Below are 13,263 nucleotides of genomic sequence, written 5' to 3'. Positions count from 1 at the left end.
GCCTCCTCCCGGCCCGGGGAACGCTGGACATCGGGAGGAAGTACGGCCAAGAGAACCGACCCGCCCCAGCGGCCCACCCTTCAGTCGACGTGCTCGCGGTAGCGGTCGATCACCTCCCGGAGCACGTCCGTGCCGTCCCGGGCCCACAGGCCCGGGCTGAAGATCTCGACCTCCACCGCCCCCCGATATCCGGCCGCGTCGGCCAGCTCGCGAAAGCCCCGCAGATCGATGGAGCCGTCGCCCAGCTGTCCGCGCCCGAGCAGCACGCCTTCGGGAAGCGGCGTCACCCAGTCGGCCACCTGGACGGACACGATGCGCCCGCCCTCGCCCGCCCGCAGCAGATCGGCCGGCAGCCGCTCATCCCACCACAGGTGATAGGAGTCGGCCACCACCCCCACCTGCTCAGCGGGGAACTGCTCGGCCAGGTCCAGGGCCTGGCCGAGCGTGGAGACCACGCAGCGGTCCGAGGCGAACATCGGATGCAGCGGCTCGATCCCCAGCCGTATCCCGTGCGCGGCGGCCCACGGTGCCAGCTCGCCGAGGATCCCGGCGATCCGCCCGCGCGCGCCCACCAGGTCCCGGTCGCCCGAGGGCAGCCCGCCCGAGACCAGGACCAGGGTGTCCGCGCCCAGTTCGGCCGCTTCCTCCACGGCCCGGCGGTTGTCGTCGAGCGCGGCCGCCCGTCCGGCCGGATCGGCCGCGGTGAAGAAGCCGCCCCGGCACAGAGAGCTGACCCGCAGCCCCGCCCCGGCGACCAGCTTCGCCGTCTCCCGCACCCCGAACTCCCGGACCGGATCGCGCCACAGCCCGACCGCGCCCACCCCCGCCGCCGTGCACCCTGCGACCAGCTCGGGCAGCGACCACTGGCGGATCGTCTCCTGGTTGACGCTGAGCCGCGCCGGGGCCGGTGCCGGCTTCACGACGCCACCCCGTGCAGCGCGAGCAGTCCGCGCATCCGGTCCTCGGCGCGCTCGGGATCGGGGAACAGCCCCAGCCCGTCGGCTACTTCGTAGGCGGTGGCCAGATGGGCCAGGGGACGCGCCGTCTCCAGCCCGCCGACCATCCGGAACTGCTCCTGGTACCCGGCCAGCCAGGCCAGCAGGACCACCCCGGTCTTGTAGAAGCGGGTCGGCGGGGCGAAGAGATGTCTCGACAGCGGGACCGTCGGATCCAGCAGCTCCCGGAAGCCCGCGCCATCCCCCCGGTCCAGGGCCAGCGCCGCCCGCGCCGCTATGGGGGCGATCGGGTCGAAGATGCCCAGCAGCGCGTCACTGGCCAACTCGCCGTCGCCTGCGATCAGTTCCGGGTAGTGGTAGTCGTCTCCCGTGTAGCAGCGCACACCGGCCGGCAGCCGCCGCCGGATGTCCACCTCCCGCTCCGCGTCCAGCAGCGAGACCTTGATCCCGTCCACCTTCTCCGGACAGTCGGCGATGATCCTCAGAAAGACCTCCGTGGCCGCGTCGAGGTCGTCGTGACCCCAGTAGCCGACCAGCGCCGGATCGAACATCGGCCCCAGCCAGTGCAGTACGACCGGCCGCGCGCTCTGCCGGAGCAGGCCCCCGTACACCTCCAGGTAGTCCTCGGGGCCACGGGCCGTGGCGGCCAGCGCTCGCGAGGCCATCAGGACGGAGCCGGCCCCGCAGGCCTCGACGTGCGCGAGCTGTTCCTCATACGCGGCGGTGATCGCCGCCAGTGAGTGCGCCTGACCCGGAGCGAGTTGGTCGGTGCCAGCCCCGCAGACGATCCGGCCGCCGACGGCCCTGGCTTCCGCCGCCGAGCGCCGGATCAGCTCCGCGGCGGCCGGCCAGTCCAGGCCCATTCCGCGCTGCGCCGTGTCCATGGCCTCGGCGACCCCGAGCCCTTGTGCCCACAGCCGGCGGCGGAAGGCCAGCGTCGCGTCCCAGTCCACCCCGGACCCTGCCGCGCCCGGCGGGGTCTGCGGGTCGGCGACCACGTGCGCGGCCGAGTAGAACCTGCGGCTGCGGGCCGGACCGCAGGTGAGCGGTGCGAAGGGTTCGGTGTTCGGCCGGTGCAGGCGGTATCCGCCGTCCGTGGAAGGGAGCCGGATGCTCACAGGACCACCTCCGGCACCGGCAGCCGCCGCCCCTCCGCCGAGGAGCGCAGGCCGAGATCGGCGAGCTGCACTCCGCGCGCCCCGGCCAGCAGATCCCACTGCCAGGGTTCGTCGAGGACGACATGGCGCAGGAAGAGCTCCCACTGGGCCTTGAAGCCGTTGTCGGCGGGGGCGTTGTCCGGCACCTCCTGCCACTGGGAGCGGAACGGCTCGGTCTGCGGCAGATCCGGATTCCACACGGGCTTCGGCGTCGCCCCGCGATGCTGGATGCGGCAGCCCCGCAGCCCGGCGACGGCCGACCCGTGCGTACCGTCCACCTGGAACTCCACCAGCTCGTCGCGGTGCACCCTTACCGCCCACGAGGAGTTGATCTGGGCGACCGTGCCGCCCTCCAGCTCGAAGACTCCGTACGCGGCGTCATCGGCCGTCGCCTCGTACGGCTTGCCCTCCTCGTCCCATCTGCGGCCGATGTGGGTCCGGGTGAGGGCCTGCACGGTGCGGATCCGGCCGAACAGCTCGTGCAGCAGGTACTCCCAGTGCGGGAACATGTCGGCGACGATGCCCCCGCCGTCCTGCGCGCGGTAGTTCCACGAGGGCCGCTGCGCGGGCTGCCAGTCACCCTCGAAGACCCAGTACCCGAACTCACCGCGCACGGAGAGGATCTCGCCGAAGAAACCGCCCGCGATCAGCCGCCTCAGCTTCAGCAGCCCGGGAAGGAACAGCTTGTCCTGCACCACGCCGTGCTTGATCCCGGCGGCCGCGGCCAGCCGCGCCAGCTCGAGGGAGGAGTCGAAGGTCAGGGCGGTCGGCTTCTCGCAGTACACGTGCTTGCCGGCCGCTATGGCCTGCCGGACCGCCGTCTCACGGGCGCTGGTGACCTGGGCGTCGAAGTAGATCTCGACCTCCGGATCGGCCAGCACCTCCTCCAGGTCGGTGCTGACGTGTTCCAGGCCGTGCCGTGCGGCGATCTCCCTCAGGGCCGGCTCCCGGCGCCCCACGAGCACCGGCTCGGGCCACAGCACCGTGCCGTCCCCCAGCGGAAGCCCGCCCTGCTCACGCAGCGCGAGCAGCGACCTGACCAGGTGCTGGCGGTAGCCCATGCGCCCGGTCACGCCGTTCATGGCGATCTTGATGGTCCTGCGGTCCACGGTGTCCTCCCCGTTCGATGAAGAGCGATGGAACGATAGAAAGCGCTTTCACTCCGTTCAGGCTAGAACCGCGATCACCGCCAGCGCAACACTCTTACGAGTGATAGAAAGCGCTTTCCCAATCTGGGAGTATGGAGATCCACACACCGAATGAGACGATGACCCGGGAACGGAAAGAAGGGATGGTGCGGCATGGCGGTGACCCTGGCCGAGGTCGCGGCGCGCGCGGGGGTGTCGCCCGCCACGGTCTCGCGCGTGCTCAACGGCGGATATCCGGTGGCCGGCGGCACCCGTACCCGCGTGGAGCAGGCCGTCGAAGAACTCGGCTACATCGCCAACGGGCCCGCCCGCGCGCTCGCGGCCGCCACCTCCGACCTCGTCGGCGTCCTCGTCCACGACGTCGCCGACAGCTTCTTCGGGATCCTCGCCGGATCCCTGCAGAGCGCCCTGGCGCCCGCCGGGCGGGGAGGCGCCCGCCGCCTCGCGGTCGTCTGCAACACCGAAGGGGACCCCGCGGCCGAACTGGCCTACCTCGCCCTGCTGGAGGGCCAGCGAGCCGGCGGAGTCGTCCTGACCGGCGGCGCCCCGGAGGACCCCGAGCACACCGCCGCCCTCGCCGCCCGCGTCGCCCGGATAGCCGCGACCGGCGCGCCCGTGGTCCTGTGCGGGCGGCCCCCGCTGCCCCTGCCCACGCCAACGCCCGCCCCAATGGCCACCGGAATGCCCGCCGAACTGCCCGTCGCCACCGTGACGTTCGACGACCACGGCGGTGCCTTCCGCCTCGCCGAGCACCTGCTGGCACTCGGGCACCGGCGCATCGCCTCCGTCGCCGGCCCGCCCGGACTGAGCACCACCCGCGAGCGGCTCGCCGGACATCGCGCCGCCCTGCTGCGGCACGACCCCCGCCTCCCGGAGGCCTGCGCCGAACTGACCGTGCACGCCGCCTTCGAACGCTCCGCCGGCTACGACGCCACCCGCGAACTCCTGCGCCGCGGGGCACCCTTCACCGCAGTCGCAGCGGCGAACGACACCGTCGCCACCGGCGTCGCCGCCGCCCTGCGCGAGGCGGGACTGCGGATTCCCGAGGACGTGTCCGTCGCCGGTTTCGACGACCTGCCGTTCTGCGTGGACACCGCCCCGGCCCTCACCACCGTCCGGGTGCCCCTGCGCGAGGCGGGCGCACTCGCCGCCCAACTGGTCACCGGCCGCCGACCGCTGCCTCCGGGCGGGATCACCACCCTTCCCACCGAGCTGATGGTGCGCGCCTCCACCGGACCCGCCCCGGCGATGGGGAGCCGCCCGTGAAGTACGCCTTCTCGACGCTCGGCCTGCCCGGAACCCCCCTCGGACGCAGCGCCGCCCTCGCCGCCGCCCACGGCTTCGACGGCCTGGAACTGCGCGCCCATCCCGAGGAGCCCCTGCACCCCGACAGCCCCGCAGCCGAGCGCGCCGCCGGCCGGCGCACCCTCACCGCCGCCGGGGTCGCCGTCCTCGCAGTCGCGGGCTACGCCGCGGTGGCCGCGGCCGGTCCCGACGAGCCGGTCCTCGCCGAACTGCGCGCGCTGGTCCGGCTCGCCGCCGACCTCGAAGCCCCGTACGTACGGGTCTTCCCCGGCGGCCGCGACCTGCCCGCGGCGGCCGCCGATGCCAACGCCGTACGCAGACTGCGCGCAGCGGCGCCCTTCGCCGAGCGGCACGCTGTGCGGATCCTGCTGGAGACCCATGACTCCCATCGGACCGGGGTCGCCGCCGCCCGGGTGCTGGACCGGGTCGCGCACCCGGGCGCGGGCGCGCTGTGGGACGTACTGCACACCTGGCTCGGGGGCGAGACGCCGCAGCGGTCGCGGCAGGCCCTGGCCGCGCACCTGGGCTACGTACAGGTGAAGGACGTGGCCTCGGCGCAGGAACTCACCCCGCTCGGCCTCGGCGCCGGAGTGCTGCCGCTGGCCGAGGCGGTGGCGGAAGCCGTGACCGCCGCACCGGTCGACGGCTGGCTCTGCTGGGAGTACGAGAAACGCTGGTACCCCGAGGCGGCCGAGCTGCCCGGTCAGCTCGCGACAGGCCGCGAGTACCTGGCCCAACTGGTGGCGGGCCGCGGTCCGGAAGAGACGGTCCAGGGAGGCCGTGCCGGATCGACGCGGTGATTCCCCCGCCCCCCGAGACTGCTCACGAGATCACCCGTGTTCGGCCGGCGGGCTTCCCAGGAGCTCCGTGCCCAACGGGGTGATGGTGTGCACCACGGATTTGCCGCGTCGGCTGGTGGTGATCAGGTTGGCGTTGCGCAGTACCGTCGCATGCTCGCTGGCCGCCGCGACCGAGAGGTTGAGGCGCCGCGCCAGCTCGGTGGTGCTGCACCCTTCGGTGGCCACCTTCAGCGCGGCGGCCCGGGTGCGCCCCAGCAGTGCGCCCAGCGACCGGTCGGCGGCCTCGGCAGCACCCCACAGCGCGGCGCCCGCCTTGGCGTCACCGATCGTGGGAAGGGCGAGCGTGGGCGTCGAGGCCTCGTCCTGCGGGTCCCACAGCAGCGCCGGGTCCCGCCACAGGAAGACCGTCGGCGCGATGACGAGACCGCGTCCTGCGAGCCGGACGTCGACATGCCGGTGGTACCGCACCTCCAGCACGGGCGCCCGCCACCGCACCAGCGGGACGCACATCCCCTCCAGAAGGCGTTCGACCCCGCCGTCGAGCATGGTCCGTGCGAAGGCCGCCCGTACTCCCTCCACATGGGATCTCGCGCTGCTCCAGTAGGGAGCGACGATCGCCTCGTTGCAGGCCGCGAGCCCTTCGGCGAAGTGCCGGCGGGTTTCGAGACCGCCCTCCGCCAGGCTCCGGGCCCACGACAACTGCGAGGGATGGAAGGCGATGTGATCGAGCTCGGTCCGCAATCGGGCGGGCGATGCCCGCATCAGGTTGTCGATCCCTTCCTCGATGGACGGCGTGTCACCCATCAGCGTCGTCAGGTCGATGTCCGGGCCGTTGACGGCCAGCAGGCTCGTGAACGGGCGCGCGCTCGCACCCAGCCGCCCGCGCACCGTCGCCCTCCAAGGGTGAAAGGGCAGGGCGGCGGTGGCGCAGTCACGCAGCAGCCTCAGGCCGTACATGGTCTCCGCGGCCGCGCCGATCGTGGCGGCCACCCGGGTCCGGGCCAGGTCCTCGGCGGTGAAGTGAATGCGCAGCACCGAGCCGTCCCCCCTCGCTGTGCGCCCCACCCCCCGTGCGAACGCTCACCGCAGTCTGCGCCGTGCGCGGGGCCCAGTCCAGGAGCTATTGAGCCAGGGCCGGAAACACCTCGGCCGGGGCCAGGCAGGGGGCGGCGGGAGCGCCCCGGGTCCGAGGCCCGCCATCCCGGCCCACATGCGAGCCCGCATGGGCAACCCGATCGAAGTGATCGGTTCGGCATCAGCGCGCCGCGCCTCGGCTCAGCGCGCCACAGCACTAGGTGCGGATGGTCAGCCGCGGCAGCAGTTCCAGGTGCTGCCGGGGGCTGTCCTGCGGGTTCTTGCCCGACCGCTGGTCCAGCAGCCGGTCCAGCAGCAGCTCAGCCGCCCGGGTGCCCACCTCCCGCTTGGCCGGCGCCACCGCAGACAGCGGTACGTCGGCCATCCCGGCGACCTCGTCGTCGTACGTGATCACCGCCAGGTCCTCGGGCACCCGCACACCCCGCGCCTGGAGCCGCGGGATCAGCATGATCGCATCGGTGTCGCTGTGGATCAGCGCCGCGGTCACCCCGCCCGCCGTCACCGCGTCGCACAGGTACTCCAGGGTCCGGGCGAACGCGTCCGCGTCCGAAAGCGGGCCCGGCCCGGCCGGCGGCCACGGCGGCGCGCTTTCCAGCCCGAGCGCGGCCACGGCGGCCTCGTACCCGGCCCGCAGCCGCGCCGTGGTCGGCGTGGTCCGGCTGGCCAGCGCGATCCTCCGGTGCCCCAGCCCCACGAGGTGCTGCACCGCCCGGGCCGCGCCGTGCGCGTGGTCGGAGGCCACCCGGTCCAGCGCCGCCGCCGGATGCCCCGGCGGCGCCCACCGCTCCACCAGGACGGTCGGAACGGGGAGTTCCACCGTCCAGCCCCCCTCCCCGGGCCCGGGCGACCCGGCCTCCCAGTTCGGGGTCAGCAGCAGTCCGTGCGCCCCGGTGGACAGCAGCCGGTCCGCCTGGGTGCGGTCCTCACCCGGCAGGTAGCGGGTCAGGCCCACCGTCAGCCGCGCGCCGCGGGCCTCCACGGCCGCGCGGGCCCCCCGTACGACATCGGCGTAGTAGTACTCGGTCGTGGGGACCACCATCCCGATCACGAGCCCCTCGCCGCCACCGGCCGCATACCCGGGACCGGCGGCGGCCGAGGCCGAGGCCCCGGCCTCGCCCGCACCCGCCCGCCCGGCCGCCGGCGCCGATCCGGCCTCCACCCGGCTGATCACCCCGTGCATCCGCTGGATCTCGCCCCGCGCCGCCATCGCCTCGATGTCCCGCCGCAGCGTGACGGGGGAGACGCCCAGCTCCTGGGCCAGCTCCGCGACGCGCACACTGCCCCGCGCCCGGACGAGGGCGAGCACCTGTGCCTGACGCTGGTCTACGTGTGGTCTCAAGGGGTCCCCCTGCGGTCTGCCGTTCCGTCAGCGCCATCATAGGCAATCGAACCGATCGATTCGATCGATTCCGATCAACTTGTCATTGACGGCGCGGTCGGAGCGTTCATATATTCGGCGGAGTCCCGCACCTCACGGCATCACGACCCTCTCTCGGGAGTCAGCGCATGCTCACGCACGACCAGGACGGATTCCGGCGCGCAGACCGCCCCCACCGCATCGTCTCGGGGGCCCTGCACTACTTCCGGGTCCACCCGGACCTGTGGGAGGACCGGCTGAAGCGGCTGCGCGCGATGGGCGCGAACACCGTGGACACGTACGTCCCCTGGAACTTCCACGAGACCGCCCCCGGCAAGGCCGATTTCACCGGCCCGCGCGACCTCGGCCGCTTCCTGCGCACCGCCCGGGACCTCGGCCTCGACGCCATCGTCCGCCCCGGCCCCTACATCTGCGCCGAGTGGGACTTCGGCGGCCTGCCCGCCCGCCTCCTCGCCGTCGACGACCTCCGCCTGCGCTGCTCCGACCCCCGCTTCGAGGCCGAGGCGGACGGCTGGTTCGACCTGGTCGTCCCCGAACTGCTGCCCCTCCTCGCGAGCCGCGGCGGCCCGGTCGTCGCCGTACAGATCGAGAACGAGTACGGCTCGTACGGCAACGACAGCCGCTACCGCGCCCACGTGGAGCAGGCCCTCGTCGAACGCGGCGTGGACTGCCTGCTGTTCACCGCCGACGGCCCCGAGGACGCCATGCTCCAGGGCGGCACGGTCCCCGGCCGCCTCGCCACCGCCACCTTCGGCGCCCGGCCCGCCGAGCGGCTCGACGTCCTGCGCCGCTACCAGCAGACCGGCCCGCTCGCCGCGATGGAGTTCTGGATCGGCTGGTTCGACCACTGGGGCGAGGACCACCACGTCCGCGCCGTCGAGGACGCCGCCGCGTCCCTCGACGAACTCCTCGCCACCGGCGCCTCCGTCAACCTCTACATGGCCCACGGCGGCACCAACTTCGGCTTCTGGGCCGGCGCCAACCACACCGGGTCCCGCCCGGGGGAAGCCGGCTACCAGCCCACCGTCACCAGCTACGACTACGACGCGCCCATCGGCGAAGCCGGCGAACTCACCGCCAAGTTCCATGCGTTCCGCGAGGTCATAGGCAGGTACGTCCCGCTGCCCGACGCCCCCCTGCCCGAGCCGCCACCGCGGATCACCCCCGCCCTCGCCACCCCGGCGGGCCGCGCGCCGCTGCTGACGGCCCTCGACCTGCTCGGCGGGCCGCCGGTGCTGCGCCCGGCTCCCGAGCCCATGGAACGCCTCGGCCAGAGCCACGGAATGATCCACTACCGGACCACGATCACCGGCCCGCGCCCCGCCATGCCCGTGAAGATCGACGGCCTCGGCGACCGCGCGTACCTCTTCGCCGACGGAGTGCCGCTGGGCGTACTCGACCGCAACGCCCCCGACGAGGGACTGGACCTGCCCGTCGGCGAGGCCGGCCTGGTCCTCGACGTCCTCGTCAGGGCGCAGGGCCGGGTCAACTACGGTCCGCTCCTCGACGACCGCAAGGGCATCTGGCGCGGCGTACGCCACGGCCACCAGCAGCTGTTCGAGTGGGAGATCCGCCCACTGCCGCTCACCGACCTCACCGGACTCGACTTCGCCGCCGAAGCGCCCGGCGACTCCGAGGAAGGCCGGCCCGTCTTCCACCGCTTCACCCACCAGCTCACCGGCGCACCGGCCGACGCCTTCGTGGACATGTCCGGCTGGGGGACCGGCCTGGTCTGGCTGAACGGCTTCCTCCTCGGCCACCACGACACCCCGCGCGGCCCCCAGCGCACCCTCTACGCCCCCGGCCCCCTGTGGAACACGGGCGGGAACGAGATCGTCGTCCTCGAACTGGAGCGCCCCGGCACCGAACTGCCGCTGCGCGACCGGCCCGACCTCGGCCGCCGCACGGTCGTCACCCTCCAGTGAGAGAGGATCCTCACGTGAAGCGCACGAGCACCCGCCTGGCCGACGGCCGCGAGATCCTCTACTACGACACCAACGACGGCGCGGCCCGCGCCGTCCCCGACACCCGCCCGCTCGGGGCGGCCACCGCGAGCACCTCCGAGGTACGGCGCGATCCGCTGCTCGGCGACAGCGTCGTCATCGCCTCGCACCGCCAGGGCCGCACCTACCACCCACCCGCCGACGCCTGCCCGCTGTGCCCCTCCACCGAAGGACGCGCGAGCGAGATCCCGGCCCCCGACTACGAGGTGGCCGTCTTCGAGAACCGCTTCCCCTCCCTCGCCGGCGACACCGGCCGCTGCGAGGTCATCTGCTTCACCCCCGACCACCGCACCTCCTTCGCCGAGCTCGACGAGGAGCGCGCCGCGCTGGTGCTGGCCGCATGGACCGACCGCACCGCCGAACTCTCCGTCCGCGAAGGCGTCCGCCAGGTCTACTGCTTCGAGAACCGGGGCACCGAGATCGGCGTCACCCTCGCGCACCCGCACGGCCAGATCTACGCCTTCCCGTTCGTCACCCCGCGCACCACCCGGATGCTCGCCACCGTCGCCGCGCACCGGGCGCGCACCGGCGGCAACCTCTTCGAGGAGGTGCTGGCCGCCGAACGCGCCGACGGCTCGCGGACCGTCCTCACCGGAGAGCACTGGACCGCCTTCGTGCCGTACGCGGCGCGCTGGCCGTACGAGGTCCACCTCTACCCGCACCACCGGGTCCCCGACCTGCCCGCGCTGGGCGACGCGGCCCGCGCCGAGTTCCCCCGGATCTACCTCGAGCTGCTGCGCCGCTTCGACCGGCTCTTCGGCCGTACCGACCCGACCCCGTACATCTCCGCCTGGCACCAGGCCCCGCTCGGCGAGGGCCGCGAGGACTTCGCGCTCCACCTGGAGCTGTTCACGGTCCGGCGCACCGCGGACAAACTGAAGTACCTCGCCGGGACCGAATCCGGGATGGAGGCCTACATGAACGACGTCCGGCCCGAGGACGCGGCCGCGCGGCTGAGGCAGGTGGCGACCCCTTGACCGGGACGGCCCAGGAATTCCACGCGTTGTACGGTTACCCGCCCGAGGGGGTCTGGGCGGCGCCCGGCCGGGTCAACCTGATCGGCGAGCACACCGACTACAACGACGGCTTCGCGCTGCCCTTCGCCCTCCCGCAGCGCACCGAGGTGGCCGCCGCCCCGCGAACTGACGGGATCCTCAGGCTCCACTCCGCCGACACCCCGGCCGGTGTGGTGACCCTCGACCTCGCCGCACTGGATCCGGCGCACCCTCCGCAGGGCGCCGAGAGCTGGGCGGCATATCCGGCCGGGGTGTTCTGGGCCCTGCGGGAGGCTGATCTTCCGGTCAGGGGCGCCGATCTGCACGTACGGTCCGACGTGCCGACCGGCGCCGGCCTGTCCTCCTCCGCCGCCCTGGAGGTGGCCACCGCTCTGGCCCTGGCCGACCTGTACGGACTTCCGCTCACCCGCCCCGAACTGGCGGCGTCCGCCCGGCGCGCCGAGAACGCGTACGTCGGCGTCCCCTGCGGGGTCATGGACCAGATGGCCTCGGCGTGCGCGACCGACGGCCACGCCCTCCACCTGGACACCCGCAGCCTCGAACAGCGCCACATCCCCTTCGACTGCGCGGCCGCGGGCCTGCGCCTCCTTGTCATCGACACCCGGGTCAAGCACGCCCTGGCCGACGGGGCCTACGCGCAGCGCCTGGCCTCCTGCCACCGGGCGGCCGCGACCCTCGGCCTACCCGCGCTCCGCGACCTCCCGTACGAGGGGCTCGAGCGGGCGCTGAGCCGCCTCGACGACCCGGTCGCCCGCAAACGGGTCCGGCACGTCGTCACCGAGAACGAACGGGTCCTGCGGATCGAGGAGTTGCTGCGCGCCGGGCGGCTGCGCGAGACCGGCCCGCTGCTCACCGAGGGGCACCTCTCGCTGCGCGACGACTACGAGGTCTCCTGCCCGGAGCTCGACCTGGCGGTGGCCACGGCCGACGCGGCCGGGGCCTACGGTTCCCGGATGACCGGCGGCGGCTTCGGCGGCTCGGCCCTCGCCCTGATCGACGCGGCCGCCGAACCCGCGGTGACGCGCGCCGTGACGGACGCCTTCCGGCGGGCGGGCCACGCGCCGCCCCGCATCACGGCGGCATCCCCGTCGGCGGGAGCCGCACGCCTGAGTTAGCCGCACGCCTGAGCCAGCCGAACCCCGCGCCGGCCGCACGTCCGCGTTGGCCGCGCGCCCGGGTGACCGCCCTCCCGCGCCGGCCGCGCCGGGCGGCTTCTAGACTGATCCGACGGCCGGTCAGGCATCGCACGAGTGCGGAGGCACGAATCGCATGCGCTATCTCTCCCTGGGCAGTTCGGGTCTGCAGGTGTCCGCCGTCGGGCTCGGCTGCAACAACTTCGGCGGCCGCCTCGACGCCCAGGCCACCCGCGCCGTCGTCGACGCCGCGCTCGACGCGGGCATCACCCTCCTCGACACCGCCGACATCTACGGCGGCCTCGGCGGCTCCGAGAACCACCTCGGGCAGGCCCTCAAGGGCCGCCGGGACCAGGTCGTGCTCGCCTCCAAGTTCGGCTACGCGGGCATGGACATGAAGTACGGGCCCGCCGCCGGGTCCCGCGGCGGCCGCGCCTACATCCGGCGGGCGGTCGAGGAGTCCCTGCGCCGCCTGCGCACCGACCACATCGACCTGTACCAGCTGCACAGCCCCGACCCGGCCACCCCGATCGCGGAGACCCTCGCCGCGCTCACCGAGCTCGTCGCCGAGGGCAAGGTCCGCTACATCGGCCACTCCAACCTCGCCGGCTGGCAGCTCGCCGAAGCCGCCCACGTCGCCCGCGAGACCGGCTCGGCGCCCTTCGTCTCCGCGCAGAACCAGTGGTCGCTGCTGGAGCGGTCGGCCGAGCGCGAGCTGGTCCCGGCCGCCCGGCACTTCGGCGTCGGCGTGCTCCCGTACTTCCCGCTCGCCAACGGCCTGCTCACCGGCAAGATCCGCCGGGGCGCACCCGTCCCGCCCGGTTCCCGCCTCGAAGGCCGCGACGCGTACCTCACGGAGGAACGGCTGGACGTGGTCGAAGCCCTGGCCTCCCTCGCCGAGAAGCACGACCGCACCGTCCTCGAACTGGCCATCGGCTGGCTCGCCGCCCAGCCCGGCTGTGCTTCCGTCATCGCCGGAGCCACCTCCGCCGAACAGGTACGGGCCAACGCGGCCGTCGCCGACCGCCCGCTGGACGCCGAACTGCTCGCCGCGATCGACGCCGTGGCGCCGGGCGTCCCGGCGTGACGCGCACGCTGCGCTGCGCGGTCCTCGACGACTACCAGGAGGCCGCGACCTCGCTCGCCGACTGGTCCCCGGTCGTCACGCGGGCCAACTACGCCACGTACTACGGCGAAGCCGTCGAGGACGTCGCCGCGTTCCTCGACGGCTCACCCGTCCGCGTCCTGCCGTGACCCGCCGGGGTTCTCCCG

General features: G+C 73.7%; 12 protein-coding genes. 7 read left to right on the top strand and 5 right to left on the bottom strand.

Annotation, left to right across the window (positions count from 1 at the left end; translation table 11 throughout):
* Positions 1 to 80 precede the first annotated feature (80 nt).
* The 3 genes from ACIPUC_RS03610 to ACIPUC_RS03600 are packed head-to-tail and all read right to left on the bottom strand — an operon-like array spanning position 81 to position 3,195.
* Entirely contained in the window at positions 81 to 920 is an 840-nt protein-coding gene (locus ACIPUC_RS03610) for a sugar phosphate isomerase/epimerase family protein (RefSeq protein WP_446586528.1), read from the bottom strand.
* Positions 917 to 2,074 carry a dihydrodipicolinate synthase family protein gene (locus tag ACIPUC_RS03605; protein WP_446586527.1) on the bottom strand — a complete coding sequence of 386 codons (1,158 nt, stop codon included), beginning with the start codon at positions 2,072 to 2,074 and terminating at the stop codon, positions 917 to 919. The genes ACIPUC_RS03610 and ACIPUC_RS03605 overlap by 4 nt, the downstream gene beginning before the upstream one ends.
* Positions 2,071 to 3,195, bottom strand: a complete 1,125-nt coding sequence (locus tag ACIPUC_RS03600) for a Gfo/Idh/MocA family protein (protein ID WP_446586776.1) — start codon at positions 3,193 to 3,195, stop codon at positions 2,071 to 2,073. Before ACIPUC_RS03600 ends, ACIPUC_RS03605 begins: the two co-directional genes overlap by 4 nt.
* 219 nt (positions 3,196 to 3,414) lie before the next feature.
* Between ACIPUC_RS03600 and ACIPUC_RS03595 the strand changes: the two genes are divergently transcribed.
* A complete protein-coding gene (locus ACIPUC_RS03595; RefSeq protein WP_446586526.1) occupies positions 3,415 to 4,527 on the top strand; it encodes a LacI family DNA-binding transcriptional regulator in 1,113 nt (370 codons plus the stop codon).
* Positions 4,524 to 5,366, top strand: coding sequence for a sugar phosphate isomerase/epimerase family protein (locus ACIPUC_RS03590; protein ID WP_446586525.1), 843 nt, complete (start codon positions 4,524 to 4,526; stop codon positions 5,364 to 5,366). The genes ACIPUC_RS03595 and ACIPUC_RS03590 overlap by 4 nt, the downstream gene beginning before the upstream one ends.
* 30 nt (positions 5,367 to 5,396) lie before the next feature.
* Here ACIPUC_RS03590 and ACIPUC_RS03585 read toward each other — a convergent pair whose 3' ends face one another.
* Positions 5,397 to 6,401, bottom strand: coding sequence for an ArsR/SmtB family transcription factor (locus ACIPUC_RS03585; RefSeq protein ID WP_446586524.1), 1,005 nt, complete (start codon positions 6,399 to 6,401; stop codon positions 5,397 to 5,399).
* Positions 6,402 to 6,657: 256 nt separating this feature from the next.
* Positions 6,658 to 7,800 (bottom strand): substrate-binding domain-containing protein, encoded by a 1,143-nt coding sequence (locus ACIPUC_RS03580; RefSeq protein WP_446586523.1) that lies wholly within the window; start codon positions 7,798 to 7,800, stop codon positions 6,658 to 6,660.
* A 167-nt stretch (positions 7,801 to 7,967) separates the two neighbouring features.
* Between ACIPUC_RS03580 and ACIPUC_RS03575 the strand changes: the two genes are divergently transcribed.
* From ACIPUC_RS03575 to ACIPUC_RS03555, 5 genes are all read left to right on the top strand, one after another.
* Positions 7,968 to 9,764, top strand: a complete 1,797-nt coding sequence (locus ACIPUC_RS03575) for a glycoside hydrolase family 35 protein (protein ID WP_446586522.1) — start codon at positions 7,968 to 7,970, stop codon at positions 9,762 to 9,764.
* Positions 9,765 to 9,778: 14 nt separating this feature from the next.
* Positions 9,779 to 10,819 carry a galactose-1-phosphate uridylyltransferase gene (galT, locus tag ACIPUC_RS03570; protein ID WP_446586521.1) on the top strand — a complete coding sequence of 347 codons (1,041 nt, stop codon included), beginning with the start codon at positions 9,779 to 9,781 and terminating at the stop codon, positions 10,817 to 10,819.
* The gene (gene galK, locus ACIPUC_RS03565; RefSeq protein WP_446586520.1) at positions 10,816 to 11,973 is read left to right on the top strand and encodes a galactokinase; all 1,158 of its coding nucleotides are present in this window, start codon (positions 10,816 to 10,818) and stop codon (positions 11,971 to 11,973) included. The genes galT and galK overlap by 4 nt, the downstream gene beginning before the upstream one ends.
* Before the next feature lie 154 nt (positions 11,974 to 12,127).
* On the top strand, positions 12,128 to 13,078 hold the full coding sequence (locus ACIPUC_RS03560; protein WP_446586519.1) for an aldo/keto reductase: 951 nt from the start codon (positions 12,128 to 12,130) through the stop codon (positions 13,076 to 13,078).
* On the top strand, positions 13,075 to 13,245 hold the full coding sequence (locus tag ACIPUC_RS03555; RefSeq protein ID WP_446586798.1) for a hypothetical protein: 171 nt from the start codon (positions 13,075 to 13,077) through the stop codon (positions 13,243 to 13,245). Before ACIPUC_RS03560 ends, ACIPUC_RS03555 begins: the two co-directional genes overlap by 4 nt.
* Positions 13,246 to 13,263 lie beyond the last annotated feature (18 nt).

It is taken from the genome of Streptomyces sp. LARHCF249 (genome assembly GCF_052871255.1).
The sequence above is the reverse complement of the archived record's forward strand: the minus strand, read 5'-3'. Positions and strand labels throughout refer to the sequence as shown.